Origin of the sequence: Pantoea alfalfae (genome assembly GCF_019880205.1) — a bacterium.
Taxonomy (GTDB): domain Bacteria; phylum Pseudomonadota; class Gammaproteobacteria; order Enterobacterales; family Enterobacteriaceae; genus Pantoea; species Pantoea alfalfae.
In genome coordinates this window covers 3,125,539-3,151,498 of the sequence record NZ_CP082292.1, presented here as the reverse complement: position 1 = coordinate 3,151,498, position 25,960 = coordinate 3,125,539, and the positions used below count along the sequence as shown (strand labels likewise).

Sequence of the window (25,960 nt, the reverse complement as noted above, 5' to 3'; positions counted from 1 at the left end):
CATGATCGGGCAACTTAACTTTCCCGCCCTGTGGCCCTACTGGCCGGAGCTGCTCTCCGGTCTGTGGGTCACCATCCAGCTGACGGTGCTGGCGACCACCGGTGGCGTGGCGCTGGGCATTGCGGGCGCCGCGCTGCGCAGCGGCAAACCGAGCTGGATGAGCCGTCTGTGGGGCATCTATGTCGAGCTGATCCGCAATACGCCGTTTGTGGTGCAACTGTTCTTTATTGTTTTTGGTCTGCCTGCGCTGGGGCTGAAACTCACTGCGGGTGAGGCGGCGCTGCTGGCGATGCTGATCAATCTTGGCGCCTACAGCACCGAGATCATCCGCGCCGGGATCCAGGTGACGCCCAAAGGGCAGTGGGAAGCGGGACGGGTGCTGGGATTAACCCGCAGCCAGACCTTTCTGCGGGTCGTGCTGCCGCCTGCGCTGCAGCGCATTTATCCGGCGCTGGTGAGTCAGTGCATCATCGTCATGCTGGGCTCGTCGGTGGTGTCGCAGGTCTCCTATGAGGAGCTGACCTTCGCAGCCAACCTGATTCAGTCGCGCACCTTCTTAAGTTTTGAGGTCTATCTGGTGACCACGCTGATCTACCTGGCGTTGTCGATTGCGATGCGCCATCTGCTGCTGGCGATTGGCCGTAAATGGTTTGGAGTGCAGGCATCATGATGACGACCTTTACCGACTGGGACATCCTGCGCAATCTGCTGCTGGCGGCGCGCTGGACTCTGTTGCTGTCGCTGGTGGCCTTTGTCGGCGGCACGCTGGTGACGCTGCCGCTGCTGTTTCTGCGACTGCTGCAGCGTAAGTGGCTGACACGCGCGGTACGCGGTTACACCGCGCTGTTTCAGGGCACGCCGCTATTGATGCAGCTGTTCCTGGCGTTTTTTGGCGTCGGCCTGTTTGGTATTGATGTCGCGCCCTGGACCGCCGCCTCGCTGGCGCTGACCTTTTACACCAGCGCCTTTCTGGTCGACATCTGGTACGGCAGCATCCGCGCCCTGCCGAAAGGGCAGTGGGAAGCGTCGCGCTGCCTCGGCCTGACCTTCGGTCAGACGCTATGGCGGGTAGTGGCACCGCAGGCGATCCGCATCGGTATCGCCCCGACCGTAGGATTCGCGGTCCAGGTGATTAAGGGCACCGCGCTGGCGTCAATTATCGGCTTCATCGAGCTGACTAAAGCCGGCACCATTCTGAACAACGTGACCTATCAGCCGTTTAAAGTCTTTGGGCTGGTGGCGCTGGGCTACTTCCTGATGTGTTATCCGCTGTCTCGCTACAGCCAGTATCTGGAGAAAAAATTCAATGCCGCTCATCACCATTAATCAGGTGCAAAAATATTACGGCGACAACCATGTGTTGAAAGGCGTGGATCTGGATATCGACATGGGCGAAGTGATCTCGATCATCGGTCGCAGCGGATCGGGTAAAAGCACGCTGCTGCGCTGCATGAACGGTCTGGAAGGCTATCAGGAGGGCAGCATCAAGCTCGGCGGGATGACGATCACCGACCGCGATTCGCAGGCGCGTGAAATCAGCCGCTCGGTCGGGATGGTGTTTCAGAGCTTCAACCTGTTCCCGCACATGACGGCGCTGGAGAACGTCATGCTGGCGCCACGCCGTGTGCTGAAGAAAAGCGAGGCCGAGTGCCGGGCGCTGGCTGCGCAGATGCTGGAGAAGGTCGGGCTGGGCGAACGCCTTAACTACTATCCTGCCAGCCTCTCCGGCGGTCAGCAGCAGCGCGTGGCGATTGCCCGTGCGCTGGCGATGACGCCGAAAGTTTTACTCTGTGATGAGATCACCTCCGCGCTCGATCCCGAACTGGTGGGCGAAGTGCTCAAAGTTCTTGAGCAGCTGGCGGCAGAGGGAATGACGCTGATCCTCGTCACTCATGAAATGAACTTCGCCCGCGACGTGGGCGATCGTGTGGTCTTTATGCATCAGGGGCGTGTCTGGGAGCAGGGCGACAGTAAAACGCTGTTCGCCCAGCCGCAGACGCCGGAACTTAAGCAGTTTATCTCTTCGGTTCGCCTCTGATTCTGAAAAAGGAAAGGAAGATGGATATCAATCACTACCCGCAACTCAATCCGCCACAGCGTCTGCTGATGGGACCTGGGCCGATCAACGCGGATCCCCGCGTGCTGCGCGCCATGTCGAGTCAGCTGCTGGGGCAGTACGATCCCGCGATGACCCACTACATGAATGAAGTGATGGCGCTCTATCGCGGCGTGTTTCGCACAGAGAACCGCTGGACGCTGCTGATTGACGGCACCTCCCGCGCCGGTATCGAAGCCATTCTGCTGTCATCGATCCGGCCTGGCGACAAAGTGCTGGTGCCGGTGTTTGGCCGCTTCGGTCATCTGCTGTGCGAAATTGCCCGCCGCTGTCGTGCGGAAGTCCACACCATTGAAGTGCCGTGGGGTGAAGTCTTTACCCCGGACCAGATCGAAGATGCGATTAAAAAAGTGCGACCGCGCCTGCTGCTGACCGTGCAGGGTGACACCTCGACCACCATGCTGCAGCCGCTGGCGCAGTTAGGCGCAATCTGCAAACAGTATGACGTGCTGTTCTACACCGATGCTACCGCGTCGCTGGCGGGTAACGCGCTGGAAACGGACGCCTGGGGACTGGATGCCGTCTCGGCGGGGATGCAGAAATGCCTGGGCGGCCCATCGGGTACCTCGCCGATCACCCTGAGCGCAGAGATGGAAGCCGTGATCCGCAAACGCAAATGCGTAGAGCAGGGGATCCGCACCGAAGCACATCAGGATGGCGAAGAGGAGATGATCTACTCCAACTATTTTGATCTCGGCATGATCATGGATTACTGGGGCCCGGAGCGGCTCAACCATCATACCGAAGCCACCAGTGCGCTGTTTGGCGCGCGCGAGTGCGCCCGTCTGATCCTGCAGGAGGGGCTGGATAACGGCATCGCCCGTCACAAACTGCACGGTGAAGCGATGCTGAAAGGCATTCAGGGGATGGGGCTGAAGACCTTCGGCGACCTGAAAAACAAAATGAACAACGTGCTGGGCGTGATGATCCCGTCTGGCGTGAATGGCGATCAGGTGCGCAAACTGATGCTGGAAGATTTCGGCATTGAGATTGGCACCTCGTTTGGCCCGCTGCATGGCAAGGTGTGGCGCATCGGCACCATGGGCTACAACGCGCGCAAAGACTGCGTGATGCAGACGCTGTCCGCGCTGGAAACGGTGCTGACCTATGTCGGCTATCGCACGCCACAGGGTGCCGCCGCGCAGGCCGCCTGGGATCACTACGGGAGCCACGCATGATGATGAGCGCCAGCGAAGCCCAGGCCGCTGCACAGCGCGTTATGGCGCGCTGCGATGCGCTGGCGGCGATCAGCGAAACGGCTGAGGGGCTGACCCGCGTCTACCTCTCGCCAGAACATCTGCGCGCCAACGCCTGTGTCGGTGAATGGATGCAGGCGGCGGGAATGCAGGTGTGGCAGGATGCGGTCGGCAATATCTGCGGGCGCTACGAGGCGGCAGAAGCGGGTGCGCCTGCGCTGCTGCTTGGCTCGCATCTCGACACGGTGCGCAACGCCGGTCGCTACGACGGAATGCTGGGCGTACTCAGCGCCATTGAAACCGTGCAGTGGCTTAACGAACATCAGTGCCGCCTGCCGCTGGCGATTGAGGTGATTGGTTTCGGCGACGAAGAGGGCACCCGTTTTGGCATTACGCTGCTCGGCAGTCGTGGCATTACTGGCAGCTGGCCGCAAAGCTGGGTGACCCATCCTGACGGCAACGGCATCACCGTAGCGCAGGCGATGGCCGATGTCGGGCTCGATAGCGACAGAATCGCCTCTGCGGCACGGCGGGTTGACGATATCGTCGGGTATCTTGAGCTGCACATCGAGCAGGGCCCCTGCCTGGAGCAGGAGGATCTGGCGCTGGGCGTGGTTACGGCGATCAACGGTGCGCGCCGGCTCAACTGCCGTTTTACCGGAGAAGCGGGCCATGCGGGCACCGTGCCGATGACCCATCGCAAAGATGCGCTGGCCGCCGCTGCCGAGTGGATGGTGTTTATCGAGCAGACGACGCGTGAGCAGGACCCGCAGCTGGTCGCCACCGTCGGCACGATTAACTGCGCGCCGGGGGCGGTCAATGTCATTCCGGGTGAGATATCACTGTCGCTGGACGTGCGTGGTCCGCTGGATAATCCGCTGGAGACGCTACTCTCCAGCCTGTTAACCCAGGCCGAGGCGATTGCGCTTCGCCGTGGACTTCGCTTCGAGTCGAACGAATATTATCGCATCGGTGCCACCGCCTGTGACTCTGCGCTGCAACAGGCGCTGAGCCATGCGGTTGAAACGGTGCAGGGTCGCAGCCTGTCGCTGCCGAGCGGCGCCGGGCACGACGCTATCGCCATCGCTGAACGCTGGCCGGTCGGCATGTTATTTGTGCGTAACCATCGCGGCATCAGCCATCATCCGGCGGAGTCGGTGGCGGTGGAAGATGTGGCACCTGCGCTGCAGGCTTATTTACAGGCGGTCTCGCTGATTGCCGGACGGAGCTGAACATGGAATTAGCCGCATTTAATCAGCTTTCCGCTGTCGAAGCGCAGGCGGCCATCCGGCACTGTGTGGCGCTCCCGCACTGGCAACAGGCGCTGGTGGCGGCCCGGCCTTTTGCCACCACCGATGCATTACTGGCAACTGCCGATGCGCTGGCGCGTCAGTGGCAGCAGCCTGAACTGGAGGCCGCACTGTCGGCACATCCGCGCATCGGTGAACGCGCAAACGGTGCAGATAAAGAAGCCGCGTTGTCGCGCGGCGAGCAGTCTGCAATGCAGCAGGCCGATCACGCTCTGCAACAGGCGATGCAGCAGGGCAATCAGGCATATGAAGCGCGTTTTGGCCGGGTGTTCCTGATACGCGCCAGAGGGCGCAGCGGCGAGCAGATGCTGGCAGAGTTGCAGCGCCGGTTGCAGAATAGTGAGGTTACCGAGCAGCAGGAGGCGCTGGACCAGCTGCGTGAAATTACTCTGTTACGCCTGAAGGAGACGATGCAATGAGTACCGTGACGACCCATATTCTTGACACGGCGCTGGGCAAACCGGCCAGCGGCGTGGCGATTTCACTGGAGCAGAACAGCCCGGAAGGGTGGTTTCCGATTTCTCAGGGTGAAACGGACAGCGACGGACGTCTGAAAGATCTGACGCCTGAGCCGCTTACGCCGGGTCATTACCGTTTAACGGCGGAAATTGGCGACTATTTTGCCGTCGCCGGTCGGGATGCGCTCTACGTCAGCGCGCAGATCGATTTTGTCATTGCCGAGGCGGGCAGCCACTTTCACCTGCCGTTTCTGATTTCGCCCTGGTCGTGGTCAACTTATCGCGGCAGTTAAAGGCTGATGGCCGCGCCTGCGATTTACAGCGAAAAACGATCCGCATCCTGCCAGGCCGGAAAACGCTCGCGGTAAGCATTAAGTGCGTCCAGCGACAGCTCAGCATCCAGTCGGGCGCGCTGATGCGGCTCGGCTGCGCTAAGGATCTCGCCCTGCGGCGAAATAATCTGGCTGTCGCCACTATAGTGATGCTGATTGCCGTCACTGCCGACGCGGTTACAGCCTGCCACATACGCCTGATTTTCAATCGCCCGCGCTAACAGCAGCGCCTGCCAGTGCAGCGCGCGTGGCGCAGGCCAGTTGGCGACATAGAGCGCCAGATCGTAATCGTTGCGGTTGCGCGAGAAGACCGGGAAGCGCAGGTCGTAACAGATTTGCGGCAGGATGCGCCAGCCGCGCCACTCAAAGACCTGACGCTGCTCACCAGGCAGATAGTGATGATGCTCGTCCGCCATGCGGAACAGGTGACGCTTGTCATACTGATGCAGCGTGCCGTCCGGCTCGACCAGCAGGAAACGATTTACCGCGCCGTTTTCGGTCTGGATTGCCGCGCTGCCGCCGATCAGCGCATCGGTGCGACGGGCATGCTGATGCAGCCATTCAACCACCTGCGCCTCTGGCAGGGAGCTCTTTGCCGCCTCCATCGCGAAGCCGGTAGTAAACATCTCTGGCAGCAGAATCAGATCGCGTCCGGTGAATCCGGCCAGCTGCGCGTCAAAATGGCGCAGGTTGGCCTCGCCATCCATCCAGCTCAGCGTCTCCTGCAAAACGGTAATTTTTAAAGCTGACATAAGCGCTCCGCGGCGGCATCTAATGTCGCCGGCTGTTTGGCAAAACAGAGGCGGATCAGTTTATAGGGGAAAGCATCGGCGCAGAACACCGACAGGGGAATCGCGGCGATGCCCACTTCGCGGGTCAGCCACTGGCAGAAACTGACATCATCCAGATCGGAGATGGCGCTGTAATCGACCAGCAAAAAGTAGGTGCCTTCGCAGGGCAGCACCTTAAAGCGGCTGTTGCTCAGTGCCGTCGCCAGTCGATCGCGGCGATCGCGATAGAACGCCGGCAGCTCAAGATAGTGTTCCGGATGCTCACGCAGCATATCGGCGATCGCCAGCTGCGCCGGGGTATTCACCGAGAAGGTCAGGTACTGATGCACCTTGCGCAGTTCGGCGCTGATTGCCGCAGGGGCAATGCAGTAACCCACTTTCCAGCCGGTCATGTGGAACGTCTTGCCAAACGACGATACCGCAATGGCGCGCTGCCGCAGTTCAGGATGGGCCAGCACGCTGGCGTGGCCCGTCTCATCGAAGCAGATGTGCTCATACACTTCGTCGCTCAGCACATAGATTGGGTGCTGAGCAATTGCCTGCCACAGCGCGGCGAAATCCTGCTGCTGCCAGACGGTGGCCGAAGGATTGTGCGGCGTATTCAGGATCACCAGCCGGGTTTTGTCACTCAGTAGCGCAGCAAACGCCTGCCAGTCCACCCGAAAAGCGGGCGGTTGCAGCGTAATGCGTTTCATCACGCCGCCCGACAGCTCCACCGCAGGGGCATAGCTGTCGTAGCTGGGATCAAAGCAGATCACCTCATCGCCTGGCCGCACCAGCGCGGTAATCGTCGCATAAAGCGCTTCTGTTGCGCCCGCCGTCACCGTGATTTCCGCCTCAACATCCGGACGATAGTCATAAAGTCGCGCGGTTTTCTCTGCAATCGCCTCACGCAACGGCAGCGCACCGGTCATCGGCGCATACTGATTCGCGCCCTGGCTGACGTGATACGCCAGTCGCTGCTGCAGATAGTCCGGGCCGCTGAAATCGGGAAAGCCCTGTGAGAGATTGATGGCGTTGTGCTGCTGCGCCAGCGCACTCATCTGGCTGAAAATCGTGGTGCCGAGCAGAGGGAGTTTACTCTCGGGGATCAGGTTGTGCTGCGTCATGGTGTCAGGCCTTAAGCGCGAAGATTGATGCGGTGTCACCCGGTGTTTGTGCCACTATAAACAGGATGGTAGTATTTGGCAATCAAGACGCTTAGACGGCTAAATGCGTCATGCTCCACACCTCAGCTTCGTTAGCTTCGTTTGCTTACCCCGGTCACTGACAAGTGTCAGCTCACGGGGATGCGCGCACTTGCTGCCTCGCTGAGATGCGGATCATTTCGCATTTACATGCGCCATGTTACACACGGTCCATTTAGCATTTACATGCGTCATGAGCTGCGCGTCGGCGGCGTTGGCTACCCGTACTTATCCGGAATTATATTTCACCGCAAGGAACCTTTATGTCGCAGAGTCTTCCGTTAGATCAACTGGTCGCCGCCTGTCACTGGATTGGGGCGAAAGGCTGGGCACCGGCCACCGGCGGGAATATGTCCGTGCGCCGTGATGAACATGTCTGCCTGCTGAGTGAATCGGGCAAAGATAAAGGCACGCTGACGCGGGATGACTTTATCGAGGTCGATATCGCCACCAGCCAGTCGCTCTCTGGCCGTAAGCCGTCGGCAGAAACCGGGCTGCACACGATGATCTATCGCCTCTTTCCGGAGGCGGGCGCGGTGCTGCACACCCACACGGTCAATTCGACCGTACTGTCGCGGGTGGAGCAGGGTGCGGCGCTGCTGCTGCATGGCTATGAGATGCAAAAATCGTTAAGCGGCCAGCACACCCACCTGGATACCCTGGCGATTCCCGTTTTCGACAACAGCCAGGACATTACGGCGCTGGCGTCAGAAATTGAAGATTACGCTGCCCGCTTTCCGCTGCGTTATGGCTTTCTGCTGCGCGGCCACGGCTTAACCTGCTGGGGCCAGGATGTCAGCGAAGCCCGCCGTCATCTGGAAGGTCTGGAATTTTTATTCGAATGTGAACGTCAACGTCGCCTGCTGGAGAAAGCATGATTCGCGCCATTGTTACTGATATCGAAGGCACCACCAGCGATATCCGCTTTGTACATAACATCCTGTTTCCCTATGCCCGCCAGCACCTGCCGGACTTCGTGCGTAACAATGCGCACCAGCCCGAGGTGGCAGCGGCGCTGCAGTCGGTGCGTGAAGAGGCCGATCAGCCGCAGGCCGATCTGAACGGGGTGACGGACATTCTGCTGAGCTTTATGGACCAGGATCGCAAATCCACCGGCCTGAAAGCGCTGCAGGGGATGATCTGGCGTGACGGCTACGTGAACGGCAGTTTTACCGGTCATCTCTATCCCGACGTCCTGCCTGCGCTGCGCCACTGGAAGGCGCAGCGCATTGAACTTTATGTATATTCCTCCGGCTCGGTTGCGGCGCAGAAATTGTTATTTGGCTACAGCGACGAAGGTGATATTACTGGCCTGTTCAGCGGCTATTTTGATACGCACGTGGGTGCCAAACGCGAAGTCGCGGCTTATCGCGCCATCGCCGCTGAAATTGGTCGGCCAGCGGCGCAGCTGCTGTTTCTCTCCGATATTCATCAGGAGCTGGATGCCGCCGCAGAGGCGGGCTGGCAGACAATGCAATTACTGCGTGGCGAAGCGGACGACGAGAGCCGCCATCGTCAGGTGACTGATTTTACCCAGATTAACCCGGAGTCGATTTAGGATGAGCGCACTGACTATTTTTACCGACCGCGAAGCCAGCCAGCCGGTGTGGCACAGCACTGACGCGGAAGCGATTCGTGACCGCCTGAATGCTAAAGGTGTCCGTTTTGAGCGCTGGGAAGCCGATCGCGATTTGGGTGAGAACCCGGATGCCGAAACGGTGATCAACGCCTATCAGCATGCGATTGATCGGCTGGTGGCGGAGAAGGGCTATCAGAGCTGGGACGTGATCAGCATGCGTGCCGACAATCCGCAGAAAACCGTGCTGCGCGAGAAGTTTCTCAATGAGCATACGCACGGTGAAGATGAGGTGCGTTTCTTTGTCGAGGGGGCCGGGCTGTTCTGCTTGCATCTGGATGGTGAGATCCTGCAGATCCTGTGCGAGAAAAATGATCTGATCTCGGTGCCCGCGGGCACGCCGCACTGGTTTGATATGGGATCGTCACCGCACTTCACGGCTATCCGTATTTTCGATAATCAGGAAGGCTGGGTAGCGAACTTTACCGGCGATAAGATTGCGGATGCCTATCCGCGTCTGGCGTAATCAGCCCGTCGTTTTCGCAAGGCGTTTGCCGCTCACGGTAAACGCCTTGCAGACCGTTACTGCGGCTGGAAGATGCCGTTCTGTACCTGGTCAGGCGTGACCACGCCGGTATCCAGCACCCAGCCGCTGATCAGGGCGGCGGGCGTAACATCAAACGCCGGATTGTAAACCTTTGCCGCTTCCGGTGCCCACTGCACGCTGCCAAAACTGCCGGCTACGCCCGTCACTTCGCTGGCGGCGCGCTGCTCAATGGGAATCGCTGCGCCATCAGGACAGCTGCGATCCAGCGTAGTGTGTGGGGCCGCTACGTAAAACGGAATCTGATGATAATGCGCCAGCACCGCCAGGCTGTAGGTGCCGATTTTATTCGCCACATCGCCGTTGGCGGCAATGCGGTCAGCGCCGACCCACACCGCATCCACTTCTCCACGGGCCATCAGGCTGGCGGCCATGGAATCGGTGATCAGCGTGTAAGGAACCGCCAGTTCGCCCAGCTCCCAGGCGGTTAACCGGCCGCCCTGTAACAGCGGGCGGGTTTCATCCACCCAGACATTCTTAATCAGCCCCTGCTGATGGGCGCGGGCAATCACGCCCAGCGCCGTACCGACGCCAGCGGTGGCCAGCCCGCCGGTATTGCAGTGGGTCAGCAACTGGCTATGGGGTTTCACCAGCGTGCAGCCCGCGTCAGCGATGGCATCACACAGCAGCTTATCCTCCTGCACCAGCCGCCAGGCTTCTTCAGCCAGCGCGGGGGTAAAGTCTGGCTGTGCCAAGGCCACTTTCATCCGATCCAGGTTGTTCATCAGATTGACCGCAGTAGGGCGGGCGGCACGCAGGGTCTCCAGTGCCTGCGCCAGTTCAGCGCGCGTCAGTCCCTGTTCTGCCAGCAGCGCCAGCAGCAGCGAGGCGGAGAGGCCGATCAGCGGTGCACCGCGCACCCGCAGCGCGTGAATATGTTCAATCAGCTGAGGCACGCTGTGCGCGGGCAGCCAGTTCTTCTGCTGCGGCAGCGCCTGCTGATCCAGAATCCAGAGCTGATTGTCACGAATCTGTAAACTGGTGGTTTGAAGTGTCTGCATTGTGGGTGAAATCCATGTTGCGTTAATGATGCGTATTGTGCCAACATGCTGAACGGATGTATAGACGTCTGAACGGCTTATTATCCCTGAGTGACCCCCTTCGAATGATAAGGAACAGGCAATGTCGCAATACCGTACCTTTACTGCTGCTGATGCTGTGGAATATGCCCGACAATTTGGCGGCGTGGACAATCCTGCCGCGCTGAGCAGCGCAGAAGAGATTGGTGATGGCAACCTTAACCTGGTGTTTAAAATTTATGACGATCAGGGCAACAGTCGGGTGGTGGTCAAGCAGGCGCTGCCCTATGTGCGCTGCGTAGGGGAGTCCTGGCCACTGACGCTGGATCGGGCGCGGCTGGAAGCGCAGACCCTGGTCGAACACTACAAATATTGTCCGCAGCATACGGTGAAGATCACCCATTATGATGCGGAGCTGGCAGTGATGGTGATGGAAGATCTCTCCAGCCATCGCATCTGGCGCGGCGAGCTGGTGAAAGGCGCGTATTACCCGCAAGCGGCGCAGCAGTTAGGCGACTATCTGGCGCAGACCCTGTTCCATACTTCCGACTTCATCCTGCATCCGCATCAAAAAAAGGCGGAAGTGGCGCGTTTCATTAATCCGGAAATGTGTGAAATCACCGAAGATCTTTTCTTTAACGATCCTTACACCAACCATGAGCGCAACAGCTATCCCGCTGCGCTTGAGCCCCTGGTCGCCAGCCTGCGTGATGACGATGCGTTGCGCATTGCGGTGGGCGGCCTTAAACATCGCTTCTTTGCCCATGCTGAAGCGCTGCTGCATGGCGATATTCACAGCGGCTCGATTTTCGTTGCGGACGGCAGCCTGAAAGCGATTGATGCAGAATTTGGCTATTTTGGCCCTATCGGTTTTGATGTCGGCACCGCCATCGGCAACCTGCTGATTAACTACTGCGGCCTGCCGGGTCTGCTGCCTCCGCGTGAGGCCGCCGATGCACGCGAGCAGCGTCTCAGCGATGTTCACACCCTCTGGACGACCTTTGCGTCAGGCTTCCTGGCGCTGGCGGCAGAGAAGACCCGCGATGAGGCGCTGGCTTATCCAGGCTATTCGCAAGCATTTCTGCGTAAAGTGTGGGCCGATACCATCGGTTACTGCGGCACCGAACTGATTCGCCGCACGGTGGGGATGTCTCACGTGGCGGATATGAAGCTGATTGCCGATCCGGCAATGCGTACCGACTGCATCCGCAATGCGATTAACCTGGGACGTACGCTGATTCTGGCAGCCGATCACGTCGAAGATGTGGATGCGCTGATTGCCCGCATCCGTCAGGCGGGATAAAAAAAGCCGACATGATGTCGGCTTTCAGGTAAATCAAAGGCTGGCTGTAAGAGTGTGACCGCGCCGGTAACAGGGTCAGATCGGAAAGTCGCTAAAGCCATCCCTGGCTCGCTCGTCCCGCGCAATTACGCACCTCATCCCTGAGGTGCGCCCGTAAACGGGCCAACGCTTTGCGTTGTTCAAAAACGCTCCCGGCGTTTTTGTCCGTGGCACGGGACGCTTTCCTCTTCTGACCCTGCTCCCTGCGCCTTAAGCTAATCGATTGTGGTCAGATTCACCTGGATTTGTCATTGTCAGCTCTTTTTGGCCGACGAGGCGTCGACCTCTGAAAACAGTGCTGACTCCCATCGCTTTAAGTTCAGTACCCGATGCTGATATCACATCGGCCCTGAATCTTATGCCGCCTCACTTGCCCGTGACGCAGGCTGAGGGGCTTTCTCTGGCACCGGTACGGCCAGTGCCTCCGGCTCAAACTCATCGACGTTAATCGAACGCAGACGACTGGCTTCAGCACGCTTCAACACGTCAGCCTCTTTAGCATCAATCCAGCCCTGCTCCAGCGCACGCTTCGCCAGCGCGTCCAGCCGGGTAAAGGAGAGGTGCTGTTTCGTCTGTTTACACAGCCTGTCATGGATCACTTCTGCCGCCATCACATCCTGCAGCGCCTGTTCCAGCTGACCGGCAGGGTTGTGCTCACTCGGCGTCAGATACATGCCACGGCCCAGACGGCTGCGGGTAGCCGACGGCTGTTGCAGCATTTTCGCCAGCTGATGATCCAGGCGATCAGATGGCGCAGGGCAGTGATGACCGCCAGCAAAAATGGTCATCCGCAATGCACCCGCCACCAGACGGTTCGGGAAGTTACGCAGCAAATCGTCGATAGCCACTTCCGCCTGATGCAGCGCATCCTGCACGCCCCAGTGAACCAGCGGCAGATCGGCTTCGTTGCGGCCTTCATCGTCATAGCGTTTCAGCGTCGCAGAGGCAAGATAGAGCTGGCTCAGCACATCGCCCAGACGCGCCGAAATACGCTCGCGGCGTTTCAGGCTGCCGCCCAGTACCACCATCGACACATCAGAGAGCAACGCCAGATTGGCACTGATGCGGTTCAGGTGCTGGTAATAACGGCGGGTGCCATCCCGGGTCGGACTGGCGCTGGTGCGCCCTGCGGTTAAGCCCAGCCACAGGCTGCGCATAGTGCTGCTGCCCACGTGCCCGATATGGCTGAACAGCGCCCCGTCAAACGCATTAACATCGTTGCTGGCTGCGGCCGCCATCTCCTGCAGCACATAAGGATGGCAGCGAATCGCGCCCTGTCCGAAGATAATCATGCTGCGGGTCAGAATGTTAGCGCCTTCCACCGTGATAGCGATCGGTGCGCCCTGATAGGCACGGGCCAGGAAGTTGCTGTTGCCGAGCATGATGCCTTTACCGCCCGCAATATCCATGGCGTCGATAATGGCGCGCTGACCGCGATGGGTGCAGTGATATTTCACAATCGCCGACAGCACTGCCGGTTTTTCACCCTGCATAATCCCGGCGGTAATCAGCGTGGCCGCCGCATCCATCACGTAAGCGTTACCGGCGATGCGCGCCAGCGGCTCTTCAATCCCTTCCATCTTACCGATTGAAACCCGGAACTGACGGCGGATATGGGCATAGGCACCTGTCGCCAGCGCCACACTTTTCAGGCTGCCGGTTGAGTTCGATGGCAGCGTAATACCGCGGCCTACTGACAGACATTCCACCAGCATCCGCCAGCCCTGGCCGGCCATTTCCGGCCCGCCGATAATATAGTCAATCGGTACAAAGATATTGTTGCCGCGCGTCGGCCCGTTCTGGAACGGTACGTTAAGCGGGAAGTGGCGATGGCCAATTTCCACGCCGGGGGTATTCGTTGGAATCAGCGCACAGGTAATGCCAGGATTCTCATTGTCGCTGAGCAGATGCTCCGGGTCGGAAAGCTTGAATGCCAGGCCCAGCACGGTGGCGATTGGCGCCAGCGTAATGTAGCGCTTGTTCCAGGTCAGGCGCATGCCCAGCACCTGCTGACCCTTCCATTCGCCCATGCAGACGACGCCGGTATCGGGGATCGCACCGGCATCTGAACCCGCTTCCGGGCTGGTCAGCGCAAAGCAGGGGATCTCATCGCCGCGTGCCAGCCGCGGTAAATAGTGATTTTTCTGATCTTCGGTGCCGTAGTGCTGCAGCAGTTCGCCCGGACCCAGTGAGTTAGGCACGCCCACGGTAATCGCCAGAATCCCGGAAACGCCTGACAGTTTTTGCAACACGCAGGCCTGTGCATAGGCGGAGAAATCGAGTCCGCCATACTCTTTCTTAATGATCATCGCGAAGAAGCGGTGCTCTTTCAGATAAGCCCAGAGTTCCGGCGGCATATCGGCCAGCTCATGGGTAATCTGGAAATCGTTAGCCATGCGGCACGCTTCTTCAACCGGGCCATCGAGGAAAGCCTGCTCTTCGGCAGTCAGGCGCGGCTGTGGATAGTTGTGCAGCTTCTGCCAGTCCGGTTTGCCCTGGAACAGATCGCCTTCCCACCAGGTGGTGCCCGCATCAATCGCTTCTTTCTCGGTGCGTGACATCGGCGGCATCACCTTCTGGAAGCGCTGAAAGATCGGCTTTGAAAACAGGCTGCGGCGCAGTGACGGCAGGTTAAATGGCAGCAGGATGATCGCCAGCGGCAACAGCAGCCACGGCGTCCAGAGATGAGCAACAGCCATCGCCGCAGTCCACAGCAACAGGATGGCGCTGCTGAGCCGCAACGACAGGCGGTGATAGAACAGGGCGCCAATCAGCGCCACAGTGGCAAGTATCGAAACAACCATCATAATGAACCGCTCCAAGTAGTAAGAGGTCTGACCTGTTATGTAGAGAGGTTTAGAGTAGTTGAAGGGATTTATCAATTTGTTTACATCGCAATTACAACCTGCCTCACAAAAACCGTTTTTAGCCCATTTTTGCATCAACTGTGGCAATGATCATCGCCGCCACTATCTGGCCGGACATGGCATGACGCTTTGCGCTGACCGGCCATTCCGTTAAACTTGCTGCGATTAACCTCTCCTAAAAAAGGACATCCCTATGTACCAGGACATCATCCGCTCTGAGCTTAATGAAGCTGCTGATACGCTGACTAAATTCCTCAGCGATGACGCCAATATTCATGCGATTCAACGTGCTGCGGTGCTGCTGGCTGACAGTTTCAAGGCGGGCGGCAAGGTGCTTTCCTGCGGTAACGGCGGTTCACATTGTGATGCGATGCATTTCGCCGAAGAGCTGACCGGTCGCTACCGTGAAAATCGTCCTGGCTATCCGGCGATTGCTATCTCTGATGTCAGCCATCTCTCCTGCGTCAGTAATGACTTTGGTTATGACTATGTCTTTTCGCGCTATGTGGAAGCGGTAGGACGACCAGGCGATGTGTTGCTGGGCCTCTCAACCTCCGGCAACTCTGCCAATATTATTAAAGCGATTGAAGCTGCGCGTGCGCAGGGGATGAAAGTGATCACCCTGACCGGTAAAGATGGCGGTAAGATGGCAGGCAGTGCCGATATTGAAATCCGCGTGCCGCACTTTGGTTATGCCGATCGCATCCAGGAGATCCACATTAAAGTGATCCACATCCTGATGCTGCTGATCGAAAAAGAGATGGTGAAATAACTGCGCTGGCCTCCTGCCTGACGGGAGGCCGCAAAATCAGAGGTGGTGGCTATGTGCGAATTGCTCGGGATGAGCGCCAATGTTCCCACGGATATCTGTTTCAGCTTTACCGGACTGGTTCAGCGGGGCGGTGGAACCGGGCCTCACAAAGATGGCTGGGGCATTACCTTTTACGAAGATAAAGGTTGTCGTACGTTTAAAGATCCGCTGCCGAGCTTTAACTCGCCGATTGCGCGTCTGGTGCAGGAGTATCCGATCAAATCACATTCGGTGGTGGCGCACATCCGCCAGGCGAATCGTGGTCAGGTGTCGCTGGAAAACACCCACCCATTTACCCGCGAGCTGTGGGGCCGAAACTGGACCTACGCGCACAACGGTCAGCTTAAAGGCTATCGTCAACTGGAGACCGGTACATTCCGGCCCGTGGGCGAAACGGACAGTGAGAAGGCGTTCTGCTGGATCCTGCATCAGCTGGCGACACGCTATCCACGCACGCCGGGCAACTGGCCTGCGGTGTTTCGTTTTATCGGAGAGCTGGCCGGTTCGTTACGGCAGAAGGGCGTGTTTAACATGCTGCTGTCAGATGGCCGCTATCTGATGGCCTTCTGCTCCACCAACCTGTTCTGGATAACCCGCCGGGCACCGTTTGGCCGGGCGCAGTTACTGGATCAGGATGTGGAGGTTGATTTTCAGCAGCACACCACGCCGCATGACGTGGTGACGGTGATTGCTACGCAGCCACTGACGGCCAATGAAACCTGGCAACGGATTGCGCCAGGTGAATGGGCGTTATTCTGCCTTGGAGAGCGCCAGGAATGAACGTGAAGCGGCTTCGGGACTGGCTAACACCGGTGCCGGGCTGCTGTTCATCACATATTTCCCGCTGGCGACATTGACCATCGGCGGCTGGTGATATTTCGCAAAGTACGCATAGCCCGGCTGCAACTGTTGCCAGAAACTGGCATCGCTGGAGTAGCGGTGACGCTGCATGTTGCTGTCGGTCATGCGGAACGGATAGATGCTGATGCTGACATCCTGCTGGCCGTTACGCAGCGCCGCGTTCACATAAGTAAAAATCTCATCCATATAGGCGTTGGTCATGGCATAGCAGCCAATCGACTTACAGTCGCCATGAATCATCAGGTAGTTGCCGCTATAGCCCTGATTACGATCGTACTGATTCGGAAAGCCAATATTAATCGCGCGATAAAACCGGCTGTCCGGCTTCAGCTGATTCAGCTTCACGTTGTAAAAACCTTCCGGGCTTTTGAAATCGCCTTCACGACGTTTCGGGCCGAGGCCGCCAGAAAAGTTACAGATGCGATAGGTATCCAGCAGGCGGAATTCATTACCGATTTTGCCGTAGAGTTCGAGCGTGCGTTCTTCCTTGAAAATCTGGATATAGACCGGGGTACCGAGTAACTGCTTCTTTAATTCTTTGCTGACCGGTGCCGCTGAGACGGGTTCGGGTGTCATTGCCATGCTGAGGGCTGGCAGTAAAATCATCGCAAACAGGAGTGCGATTTTGCCCATGCTGTGTATACCTTGAGGTGAAGAGAACATGACGCAAAATGTGCGTCTTTGTTTGCATTATCGGAACTGTCCGCTACCGCAGCGCAACATTAAACATTGTCTGTTTTTTTAGCAAGACGCCGACAGCCAGATTCGCGATTTACTGAAAGATATTCGGCCACAAATTTGTAAACTTTAATTGTGGGCGCGACAAATATTGCAGTTACCCCTGCCAACTGTATACTTATCCAGTGCCGGAGGGGGTATGCGTAAAATCATTCATGTCGATATGGACTGCTTCTATGCCGCGGTGGAGATGCGTGATAATCCCCAGCTGCGCGATATCCCGATCGCTATTGGTGGCAGCCGCGAACGCCGCGGCGTGATCAGCACCGCTAACTATCCGGCCCGCAAATTTGGCGTGCGCAGTGCCATGCCAACCGGCATGGCACTTAAGTTATGTCCGCATCTGCGTCTGCTGCCAGGCCGTTTCGACGCCTATAAAGAAGCCTCCGCACAAATTCGCGATATCTTTACCCGCTACACGCCGCTGATCGAACCGCTCTCCCTCGATGAAGCCTATCTGGATGTCACCGACAGTCCGCACTGTCACGGCTCCGCCACGCTAATGGCGCAGGCGATCCGCGCCACCATCTACCGTGAAACCGGGCTTACCGCGTCAGCGGGTATCGCGCCGATTAAGTTTCTGGCAAAGATCGCCTCGGATCTGAATAAGCCGGACGGACAGTATGTGATTACCCCGCCAGAGATGGCCGGTTTTCTGCTGCCCCTGCCGCTGGCGAAAATTCCAGGCGTCGGCAAGGTCTCGGCCAAAAAGCTGGAGGAGATGGGGCTGGTCACCTGTGGCGACGTGCAGAAGGCAGATTTAGCGCTGCTGCTGAAGCGCTTTGGAAAGTTTGGCCGGGTGCTGTGGGAGCGCAGTAACGGCATTGACGATCGCGAAGTTATCGTCGAGCGCGAGCGTAAATCGCTGGGGGTGGAACGCACGCTGGCAGAAGATATCAGCGACTGGGACGCCTGCCTGGAGATTATCGACTTTCTCTATGCTGAACTGGATCGCCGGCTGACGCAGATACGACCTGACAAACAGGTGGCGCGGCAGGGCGTGAAACTGAAATTCAGCGATTTCCAGCAGACGACCCAGGAGCATATCTGGCCGGTACTGAATAAAGAGGACATGATTGCCATCGCCCGGAAAACCTGGGATGAGCGTCGTGCCGGGCGTGGCGTGCGGCTGGTGGGACTGCATGTCACCATGGTGGATCCCCAGCTGGAGCGTCAGCTGCTGCTGGGTCTGTAACGATCAGCCTCACCGCCCGATGAGGCTGACCTCCGATTACTTCTTATATTTCGCCGCCAGAGTCGCAAACCACGGGGCAACGAAATCCTCATTGCTGCCCCAGCCCGGAATAATCCTGTTCAGCGATGCAACGTTCACCGCGCCAGGCTGACTGTTGAGCTGCTGCTGAGAGATTGACGCGGCTTTAAACTGGTAAGTCGCTGGTGTCTCTTCACCGGCAATCTTCTTCGCGACCAGACGCATATTCACCGCGCCGATGGTTTTAGGATCGACCGCCACCGTCTGCACCCACGGGCTGTTTTTCTCGCGCATCAGCTGCAAATCCTGGTTCGAGACATCAATGCTGTAGAGCTTGATCTCAGTACGGCCATTCTCCTGTAGCGCTTTGTAAGCGCCCTGGCTGAAGGCATCCCACGCACCCCAGATCGCGTCGATTTTGCCTTTCGGGTATTTCGCCAGAATCGCACCAATCTTGTTGGCCGTATCGCCCTGAACATCCGTCGACACTGCGCCAATCGACTCCAGCTGATGAATGCCCGGATTCTCTTTCAGCAGTTTTTCATACACCACCTGACGGCGCTCCATCGGCGGGAAACCGGCGACCCACAGCTTGACGATATTCGCCTTGCCGTTGAAATCGTGAATAAGCTGGCCGAGCGACAGCTGTGCCAGTGAAGCATCATCCTGCGCCGTGACGGTGACGCCCGGAATCGGATTATCCACCGGGGTATCAAACACGGATAGTTTGATACCGGCATCGGCAATACGCTTCACCAGTCCGCTGGCGTAAGGCGCTTTACCGTGCGACAGCACGATGCCGTCATATTTCTGGCTGATCGCCTGATTTACGAAATCCTGGAAGCGCGCATCGTCGCCGTTGCTGAGAAAGGTGCTGACTTTAAAGCCCAGCTGGCGACCCTGCTGAATGGCACCGGCAACAAACTGGGTGGTGTTGTCATCGGAGCCGAGATTGCGGATCACCGCAATGCGAATCGGGCCGTCATGGCTGGCGATTGCCGCAGGCACCGGGGTGACGATGTCTGCGAAGGCGGCGCTGGCGTTCAGCAGGCTCAGGGCCAGCAGCGAGAGTGTTATTTTTTGCATTGTTATCAACTCCGGTAAACGCGCCTCAGCGGCGCTGGATATAGGTGATCGCCAGTGCTAACGCCAGCACCAGCCCTTTAATAATGTCCATGGCGTAATAGGGCACAGAGAGCATGACCAGGCCGTTCTGCAGCACGCCGAGGATGACCGCGCCAACCAGCGTGCCCAGCGCGTTGGGCTTGCCGGAGCCGGCCAGCGAGAAGCCAATCCACGCCGCCGCGACCGCATCCATCAGATAGCCGCTTCCGGCGTTGACCTGCGATGAACCGATACGCGAGGCGAGCAGGATGCCGCCCAGACCGGCCAGCAGAGAGGCAATCACATAAGCCAGCACCCGGTAGCGGGTGGTGCGGATGCCGGAGAGGCGCGCCGCTTCCGGATTACCGCCCAGCGCATACATCCGGCGACCATGTTTAGTCAGCGACAGCGCCAGCTGTGCGGCGACGGTCACCACCAGCATAATGATGACGATGGTCGGCACCTGGCCGAGCAGGCCAAACGTCGCTGGAATGGTGCCTTCCGCCATATCACCGCTCGGCAGCACCATATTCTCGGTGATCGACCCGCCAAAGCTGTAGGTCATTGCCACACCCTGAATCACAAACAGGGTTGCCAGCGTCGCCAGCATGTCGGGAATGCGCAGGATCACAATCAGGAAGGCGTTAAACAGCCCGACCAGGGTGCAGAGCGCCAGGGTGAGCAGGATGGCGGTGGTCGTGCCGAAGCCGTACCAGACAAACAGCGAAATCACTAAGGCATTGGCGAGCGAGGCGGTCGAGCCGACCGACAGATCAAAGCCGCCAACCGTCAGGGAGATGGACACGCCGATCGCAATCACCGTAACAATCGCAATCGAGCGCAGAATGTTGATGATGTTGTTGGGTTCAAGGAAGCTGTCGGAGGCCAGGCCAAAGGCAGCGATCAGGAGCACCACCGTAAGCAACATGCCCCATTTATAGAGAAAGTCGAACAACTGGTGACGCCACGGCGAGGGGGTCAGGTTCAGGCGGGTTTCTTTACTGCTCACGCAGGGGTTCCTCCGGTGGAATAGAGCAAAAGCGTCTCTTCGGTCACGTCGCGTGCAGCCAGCTCGGCCACAATGCGTCCATCCCAGAGCACGCAAATCCGGTCGCATAAGCCGACCAGTTCAGAAAATTCCCCCGACGCGTAGATAATGCCTTTCCCTTCGCGCGCCAGGTTATCGATCAGGGTGAACAGCTCGGTTTTGGCTTTGATATCCACGCCTTTGGTCGGCTCATCAAAAATCAGCACATCAGCGTTGTTGCGCAGCCATTTGCCAATGGCCACTTTCTGCTGGTTGCCGCCGGAGAGACGCCGCAGTGTCTGTGCCGGGCCAGTGGTGCGTACCTGCAACTGCTGGATAACCTGCTCAGCCCAGCGCCACGCCTGACGATGCCCGAACAGGCTCCAGCGCGAAAAGCTGTCGTCCGCGCTGACGCTGAGGTTCATCGCGACCGACTCATCAATAAAGATCCCCTCTTTGCGCCGTTCTTCCGGCACCAGCGCCATGCGGCGACTGACGGAGTCGTACGGCGAGCGGGGCTGCCACGGCTGACCATGCAGTTCCCCGCGACTGACGCGGCTTTTGCTGGCACCAAACAGGGCTTTGCAGAGTTCGGTTTTGCCCGCACCGGCCAGACCGGCGATGCCCAGAATTTCGCCTTTGTGCAGCCTTAGCGAGATATCCTGCAGCAGCTGTTCATCGTGAAGGCCTTCCACCGCCAGCAGCAGTGGTTGTGCCTGCTGTGCACGGCGGGCCGGGAAGATATCGGTGAGCTGATGGCCCAGCATCTTCTCCACGATCTGTTCGCCGCTCAGCGCCGCCATCGGGCCGGTTTCAATCAGGCGGCCATCACGCAGCACCGTCAGCTGGTCGCAGATGGCTTTTAGTTCATGGATGCGGTGAGAGATAAACACTACGCCGATCCCACTGGCCTGCAGACGACGCACCACGGCAAACAGCCGCTCGCTTTCGTGCTGATCCAGCGGGGCGGTGGGTTCATCCAGAATCAGGAAGCGGCAGTGGTGCGACAGCGCCCGCGCCAGCAGAATTTGCTGTTTTTCCGCCAGGGTGCAGCGCTCCACCAGTCGGTTGACGTCCAGTACCACGTCGAGCTGCGTCAGCAAGGCCTGTGCCTGACGGCGGATCTCGCCCCAGCGATAGCGGTGGCCTGGCTCTGCCAGCCGATCCAGCAGAATGTTTTCCGCCACGCTGAGCTGCGGCACCAGGGCGACATCCACTTCCTGCTGAACCAGATGGATACCCAGCTGTTTTGCATCACGCGGCGTGCGGATGGAGACCGGCTCACCATCCAGCAGGATCTCGCCGCTGTAGTGGCTGTGCGCGCCGGACAGGATCGCCATCAGCGTTGACTTCCCCGCGCCGTTCGCGCCGGTCAGCGCATGGACCGAATGGCCGTCACCGCGGAAATCCACCGACGATAGCGCGGCAAACCCGCCAAAAGCGATGGAGATGTTACGCATCTCAAGGCAGTTTAACCCTGGCATGTCATTACTCTCCTGAAGAAACACTGGCCGCATTTTTTCCTGAACATTCAGGCGCGGCAACAGCCGAAAGCGCATAAGCTAGCACGAAATCTTATTAGCCATCCAGACATCCGGACATAATGGCGGCTGTGACCAGCGAACCGCGGGAACGTGGCGGAATTGCGGGGTAAAGCGCGGAAAAGGCAGCGGATTATGCTGGGCGTGAATGACAGGCATAAAAAAACCAGGCCGGAGCCTGGTTGACTTTTTTTGTGACAGAATTACTTTTCTGGCACCACATTCAGCAGGGTGGTCAGCAGTTTCCAGTAAAGACCAACGCTTTCGATGTGAACCTGCTCATCCGGCGAGTGCGGCCCGGTGATGGTCGGCCCAATCGAGACCATATCCATATCCGGATAAGGCTTTTTGAACAGACCACACTCCAGACCGGCGTGAATCACCTGAATGTTCGGGGTCTTATCAAACAGCGCGATATAGGTCTGACGGGTCAGCGCCATGATGGCGGAGTCCGCATCCGGCTGCCAGCCTGGGTAGCCGCCTTTCGCTTTGGTCTGCGCGCCAGCCAGTTGGCCCAGCGAGGTCAGCATCTGCACCACATAATCGCGGCCGGTATCGATCAGCGAACGGATCAGGCAGTTGATCTCTGCGTGATCGTTTTCCATCGTCACCACACCGATATTCAGTGAGGTTTCGACCACGCCTTTCGCCACGTCTGAATTGCGGATCACGCCGTTTGGCGTGCTGTTCAGCAGGTTCAGGAAGCGATCGCGGCTGTCAGTGCTCAGGGCATCACCCTGATGCGCCAGCGGCTCGGTGACCAGAGCGATGTTTGGCTCTTTAATGCCGTGCTCGTTTTTGATGGCGCTCAGGAAGTGCGCCGCCGCGGATTTCAGCGCATCCGCTTTGTGGCTCTCGACCGCCACGGTGGCAAAGGCTTCACGCGGAATTGCGTTGCGCAGCGTACCGCCGCTGAACGCCAGCAGACGCAGATCCAGATCAGCCGCGTGTGCCGCCAGGAAGCGCGCCAGCAGTTTGTTGGCGTTGCCGAGGCCCATATGAATATCAGCGCCGGAGTGACCGCCACGCAGTCCTTTCAGCGTCAGCTTCAGGGTCTGGAACTCAGCAGGCACAGTTTCACGGGTCAGCGGCAGGGTAGAGACGAAGTCGATACCGCCTGCACAACCCATGTAGATCTCACCTTCTTCTTCGGAGTCGGTGTTGATCAGGATTTCAGCCTGCAGCCAGTTGGGTTGCAGACCGAAAGCGCCATCCATGCCGGTCTCTTCGGTCATGGTCAGCAGCACTTCCAGCGGGCCATGCGTCAGGCTGTTGTCAGCCAGTACCGCCAGCGCAGAAGCCATACCGATGCCGTTGTCCGCGCCCAGCGTGGTGCCGCGCGCTTTTACCCACTCGCCGTCAATCCAGGGCTGAATCGGATCTTTGGTGAAGTCATGAACGGTGTCGTTATTTTTCTGCGGCACCATGTCCAGATGCGCCTGCAGCGCAACCGGAGTACGGTTTTCCATACCTGCGGTGGCGGGCTTACGAATCAGGATGTTGCCGACCTGATCGCGCTCACACCAGAAGCCCTGCTCTTTAGCCCAGCCGGTGATGTAGTTCGCCAGCGCTTCTTCGTGAAAAGAGGGATGGGGAATCGAGCAGATCTTAGCGAAAATATCCCACAGTGGCTGTGGAGAGAGTTGAGACAATTCAGACACGACAGGTCTCCTGTGTCAGTGTACCGGCGAGGCCGGACATCGCGAGTTTCCAGTGAAAAATCGCCGTCAGAGAATCTGACGAGCCAGGCCTGAGAATATCACTGTTTTTTACCGGGTGCGCTCTCAGACGCGCTAAAAAGCCGCAACCAGCGCGCGGATGCTGGTTTTTAGTGCGTCAACTCCTTATAATCTCGCGCAACCTTTTCCCCGTTGCACATTTTTACGCCACTTCGGTTGGCTGGGATTTCTATTCTATGAGCGAAAAATACGTCGTTACCTGGGACATGCTTCAGATTCATGCCCGTAAACTGGCCCAGCGCCTGCTGCCTGTTGAGCAGTGGACAGGCATTATCGCGGTGAGCCGCGGCGGTCTGGTACCGGCTTCGCTGCTGGCACGTGAACTGGGTATCCGCTACGTTGATACCGTCTGCATCTCCAGCTATGACCACGATCATCAGCGCGAAATGAAAGTGCTGAAGCGCGCAGAAGGCGACGGTGAAGGCTTTATCGTGATCGATGACCTGGTAGACACCGGCGGCACCGCTCAGGCGATCCGCGAGATGTACCCGAAAGCGCGTTTCTGCACCATTTTCGCGAAACCGGCTGGTCGCTCACTGGTTGATGATTATATCGTCGATATTCCGCAGGATACCTGGATTGAGCAGCCGTGGGATATGGGTGTGGTCTACATCCCGCCGATTGTAAAAAACTGATTGATACACATCAGACAACGCCCGGTTTTCCGGGCGTTGTGCTTTCTGAGCCTCGCACCCCGAATTGGCGTACAGTACACTTAGCCATCGCCGTTTTGTTGCAGGAGAAGTGAGTATGTCGAGCAAAAATCTCAGCGAGGAGCTATTCAAGCCGCGCTTTAAGCATCCTGAAACCTCTTCCCTGGTTCGCCGCCAGCATCACGCTACCCCGGATGTCCACTCAGCCCTGGACGGTGATAGCCAGCGTGGCTGGTATCGCATGCTGAATAAGCTGATGTGGACATGGCGCGGCCTGACGCCGCAGGAGATCAGTGAAGTGCTGGCGCGTATCGCCATCAGCAACGTTGAACATACTGATGAGATGCTGCTCGACACGGTGATTGGTTTCCGCGGCGGCAACTGGCATTTTGAATGGTGCAGACAGGCAGGCATCTGGCAGCAGAAGGCGCTGGAGGCGACCGAAGACAGTGAGGCGGGCGACTACTGGCTGCACGCGGCGCACCTTTATAGCGTTGCCGCTTATCCCTATATAAAAGGCGATGAGCTGGCTGACCAGGCACAGACGCTGGCCAACCGCGCCTATGAAGAGGCCACTCAGCGGTTGCCAGGCGAACTGAAGTCCCTGACGTTTGCCATCACGGGCGGCAGCCCGGTCAGCGGCTTTCTGCACATACCGCCGGATGTTGAAGCGCCTTATCCCACCGTGCTGTTCTGCGGCGCGCTCGACTCGTTACAGAGCGATCATTACCGTCTGTTCCATGACTATCTCGCCCCGCGCGGCATTGCGATGCTGACCATTGATGTGCCGTCGGTGGGTAACTCGGTGAAATGGACGCTGAATCAGGACACCAGTTTTCTGCATCAGCAGGTGCTCCGCGATCTGAAAAATGTGCCCTGGGTTGACCACACCCGCGTGGCGGCGTTTGGCTATCGCTTTGGCGCGAACGTGGCGGTGCGGCTGGCCTATCTGGAATCGCAGCGGCTGCGCGGCGTCGCCTGTCTTGGCCCGATTGTGCATGCGCTGCTGACGCAGACGGCGTTGCAGGATGAGATCCCGGATATGTACATGGATATGCTGGCCAGCCGGTTAGGCATGGCGACCGCTTCCGACAGCGCGCTGCGCACCGAACTCAATCGCTATTCGCTTAAAACTCAGGGATTGCTGGGCCGCCGGACGCCGACGCCGATGCTGTCGGGCTACTGGCAGAACGATCTCTTCAGCCCGGAAGAGGAGAGCAAGCTGATCGCTAACTCGTCGTCTGACGGCAAAGCGTTGCTGATTCCGGTGAAGCCGATGATGGCCAGCTTCGATAAAGCGCTGAATGAGATTTGCGACTGGCTGGAGAAGCGTTTAAAAAGGTAACTGGCAAAATTTACAGTATTTGCTACAACTAGTAGCGGAATTCTTCCGGGCTGCCCTATAAAGGCTTATGACGTAATCAGGCCGCCCGGAAATCAGGGCTGTATAGCGGTCAAAACCTATGGAGAATCAG

25 protein-coding genes are annotated in these 25,960 nt (G+C 58.4%); 16 read left to right on the top strand and 9 right to left on the bottom strand.

Features of this window, described 5'->3' with window-relative positions; all coding sequences use genetic code 11:
• Position 1 precedes the first annotated feature (1 nt).
• The 7 genes from K6R05_RS14900 to uraH are packed head-to-tail and all read left to right on the top strand — an operon-like array spanning position 2 to position 5,373.
• Positions 2–670, top strand: coding sequence for an amino acid ABC transporter permease (locus K6R05_RS14900; RefSeq protein WP_161734529.1), 669 nt, complete (start codon positions 2–4; stop codon positions 668–670).
• Entirely contained in the window at positions 670–1,326 is a 657-nt protein-coding gene (locus K6R05_RS14895; protein WP_161734556.1) for an amino acid ABC transporter permease, read from the top strand. The genes K6R05_RS14900 and K6R05_RS14895 overlap by 1 nt, the downstream gene beginning before the upstream one ends.
• Positions 1,307–2,038, top strand: a complete 732-nt coding sequence (locus K6R05_RS14890) for an amino acid ABC transporter ATP-binding protein (RefSeq protein WP_061061686.1) — start codon at positions 1,307–1,309, stop codon at positions 2,036–2,038. Before K6R05_RS14895 ends, K6R05_RS14890 begins: the two co-directional genes overlap by 20 nt.
• 20 nt (positions 2,039–2,058) lie before the next feature.
• Complete coding sequence (gene pucG, locus K6R05_RS14885) at positions 2,059–3,294, top strand: pyridoxal-phosphate-dependent aminotransferase family protein (protein ID WP_222924489.1); 1,236 nt, start codon at positions 2,059–2,061, stop codon at positions 3,292–3,294.
• A complete protein-coding gene (hpxK, locus tag K6R05_RS14880; RefSeq protein WP_222924487.1) occupies positions 3,291–4,544 on the top strand; it encodes an allantoate amidohydrolase in 1,254 nt (417 codons plus the stop codon). Before pucG ends, hpxK begins: the two co-directional genes overlap by 4 nt.
• Positions 4,545–4,546: 2 nt before the next feature.
• Positions 4,547–5,041 (top strand): 2-oxo-4-hydroxy-4-carboxy-5-ureidoimidazoline decarboxylase, encoded by a 495-nt coding sequence (gene uraD / locus K6R05_RS14875; protein WP_222924485.1) that lies wholly within the window; start codon positions 4,547–4,549, stop codon positions 5,039–5,041.
• Positions 5,038–5,373 carry a hydroxyisourate hydrolase gene (gene uraH, locus K6R05_RS14870; RefSeq protein WP_161734521.1) on the top strand — a complete coding sequence of 112 codons (336 nt, stop codon included), beginning with the start codon at positions 5,038–5,040 and terminating at the stop codon, positions 5,371–5,373. The genes uraD and uraH overlap by 4 nt, the downstream gene beginning before the upstream one ends.
• Positions 5,374–5,396: 23 nt before the next feature.
• Here uraH and K6R05_RS14865 read toward each other — a convergent pair whose 3' ends face one another.
• Both K6R05_RS14865 and K6R05_RS14860 read right to left on the bottom strand, forming a co-directional pair.
• Complete coding sequence (locus K6R05_RS14865) at positions 5,397–6,164, bottom strand: amidohydrolase (protein ID WP_161734519.1); 768 nt, start codon at positions 6,162–6,164, stop codon at positions 5,397–5,399.
• Complete coding sequence (locus K6R05_RS14860; RefSeq protein ID WP_222924483.1) at positions 6,152–7,312, bottom strand: pyridoxal phosphate-dependent aminotransferase; 1,161 nt, start codon at positions 7,310–7,312, stop codon at positions 6,152–6,154. Before K6R05_RS14860 ends, K6R05_RS14865 begins: the two co-directional genes overlap by 13 nt.
• Positions 7,313–7,653: 341 nt before the next feature.
• On the opposite strand from K6R05_RS14860, the gene K6R05_RS14855 reads away from it, so the two are divergent.
• From K6R05_RS14855 to K6R05_RS14845, 3 genes are read left to right on the top strand one after another with little or no spacing between them, the layout of a single operon-like run.
• Complete coding sequence (locus tag K6R05_RS14855) at positions 7,654–8,268, top strand: methylthioribulose 1-phosphate dehydratase (RefSeq protein ID WP_161734515.1); 615 nt, start codon at positions 7,654–7,656, stop codon at positions 8,266–8,268.
• Positions 8,265–8,948 carry an acireductone synthase gene (gene mtnC, locus K6R05_RS14850; protein WP_222924481.1) on the top strand — a complete coding sequence of 228 codons (684 nt, stop codon included), beginning with the start codon at positions 8,265–8,267 and terminating at the stop codon, positions 8,946–8,948. Before K6R05_RS14855 ends, mtnC begins: the two co-directional genes overlap by 4 nt.
• A 1-nt stretch (position 8,949) precedes the next feature.
• Positions 8,950–9,492, top strand: coding sequence for a 1,2-dihydroxy-3-keto-5-methylthiopentene dioxygenase (locus K6R05_RS14845; RefSeq protein ID WP_061061694.1), 543 nt, complete (start codon positions 8,950–8,952; stop codon positions 9,490–9,492).
• A gap of 56 nt (positions 9,493–9,548) precedes the next feature.
• On the opposite strand, the gene mtnA is transcribed toward K6R05_RS14845, so the two are convergent.
• A complete protein-coding gene (gene mtnA, locus K6R05_RS14840; RefSeq protein WP_222924480.1) occupies positions 9,549–10,571 on the bottom strand; it encodes an S-methyl-5-thioribose-1-phosphate isomerase in 1,023 nt (340 codons plus the stop codon).
• Positions 10,572–10,692: 121 nt separating this feature from the next.
• Between mtnA and mtnK the strand changes: the two genes are divergently transcribed.
• A complete protein-coding gene (gene mtnK, locus K6R05_RS14835) occupies positions 10,693–11,892 on the top strand; it encodes an S-methyl-5-thioribose kinase (RefSeq protein WP_161734507.1) in 1,200 nt (399 codons plus the stop codon).
• A 395-nt stretch (positions 11,893–12,287) separates the two neighbouring features.
• On the opposite strand, the gene fadE is transcribed toward mtnK, so the two are convergent.
• On the bottom strand, positions 12,288–14,738 hold the full coding sequence (gene fadE / locus K6R05_RS14830) for an acyl-CoA dehydrogenase FadE (RefSeq protein ID WP_222924479.1): 2,451 nt from the start codon (positions 14,736–14,738) through the stop codon (positions 12,288–12,290).
• A 253-nt stretch (positions 14,739–14,991) separates the two neighbouring features.
• On the opposite strand from fadE, the gene lpcA reads away from it, so the two are divergent.
• Both lpcA and K6R05_RS14820 read left to right on the top strand, forming a co-directional pair.
• The gene (lpcA, locus tag K6R05_RS14825; RefSeq protein ID WP_013356896.1) at positions 14,992–15,570 is read left to right on the top strand and encodes a D-sedoheptulose 7-phosphate isomerase; all 579 of its coding nucleotides are present in this window, start codon (positions 14,992–14,994) and stop codon (positions 15,568–15,570) included.
• A gap of 51 nt (positions 15,571–15,621) precedes the next feature.
• Positions 15,622–16,389 (top strand): class II glutamine amidotransferase, encoded by a 768-nt coding sequence (locus K6R05_RS14820; RefSeq protein WP_013356897.1) that lies wholly within the window; start codon positions 15,622–15,624, stop codon positions 16,387–16,389.
• On the opposite strand, the gene dpaA is transcribed toward K6R05_RS14820, so the two are convergent.
• Positions 16,360–17,103: a peptidoglycan meso-diaminopimelic acid protein amidase gene (dpaA, locus tag K6R05_RS14815; RefSeq protein WP_161734503.1), complete on the bottom strand. Its 744-nt coding sequence runs from the start codon at positions 17,101–17,103 to the stop codon at positions 16,360–16,362. The genes K6R05_RS14820 and dpaA overlap by 30 nt on opposite strands.
• Before the next feature lie 244 nt (positions 17,104–17,347).
• Here dpaA and dinB point away from each other — a divergent pair, with 244 nt between their 5' ends.
• Positions 17,348–18,403, top strand: a complete 1,056-nt coding sequence (dinB, locus tag K6R05_RS14810; protein ID WP_222924477.1) for a DNA polymerase IV — start codon at positions 17,348–17,350, stop codon at positions 18,401–18,403.
• A 36-nt stretch (positions 18,404–18,439) separates the two neighbouring features.
• On the opposite strand, the gene K6R05_RS14805 is transcribed toward dinB, so the two are convergent.
• The 4 genes from K6R05_RS14805 to pepD form a co-directional block, all read right to left on the bottom strand.
• A complete protein-coding gene (locus K6R05_RS14805; protein WP_222924475.1) occupies positions 18,440–19,507 on the bottom strand; it encodes a sugar ABC transporter substrate-binding protein in 1,068 nt (355 codons plus the stop codon).
• 25 nt (positions 19,508–19,532) lie between these two features.
• Positions 19,533–20,534 (bottom strand): ABC transporter permease, encoded by a 1,002-nt coding sequence (locus K6R05_RS14800; RefSeq protein ID WP_161734495.1) that lies wholly within the window; start codon positions 20,532–20,534, stop codon positions 19,533–19,535.
• Complete coding sequence (locus K6R05_RS14795; protein WP_222924473.1) at positions 20,531–22,036, bottom strand: sugar ABC transporter ATP-binding protein; 1,506 nt, start codon at positions 22,034–22,036, stop codon at positions 20,531–20,533. The genes K6R05_RS14800 and K6R05_RS14795 overlap by 4 nt, the downstream gene beginning before the upstream one ends.
• Before the next feature lie 260 nt (positions 22,037–22,296).
• Positions 22,297–23,754 (bottom strand): beta-Ala-His dipeptidase, encoded by a 1,458-nt coding sequence (gene pepD, locus K6R05_RS14790; RefSeq protein ID WP_161734491.1) that lies wholly within the window; start codon positions 23,752–23,754, stop codon positions 22,297–22,299.
• Positions 23,755–24,008: 254 nt separating this feature from the next.
• Between pepD and gpt the strand changes: the two genes are divergently transcribed.
• Both gpt and frsA read left to right on the top strand, forming a co-directional pair.
• The gene (gpt, locus tag K6R05_RS14785) at positions 24,009–24,467 is read left to right on the top strand and encodes a xanthine phosphoribosyltransferase (RefSeq protein WP_003851171.1); all 459 of its coding nucleotides are present in this window, start codon (positions 24,009–24,011) and stop codon (positions 24,465–24,467) included.
• A gap of 115 nt (positions 24,468–24,582) precedes the next feature.
• Entirely contained in the window at positions 24,583–25,830 is a 1,248-nt protein-coding gene (gene frsA, locus K6R05_RS14780; RefSeq protein ID WP_222924471.1) for an esterase FrsA, read from the top strand.
• The last annotated feature ends 130 nt before the right edge of the window (positions 25,831–25,960 follow it).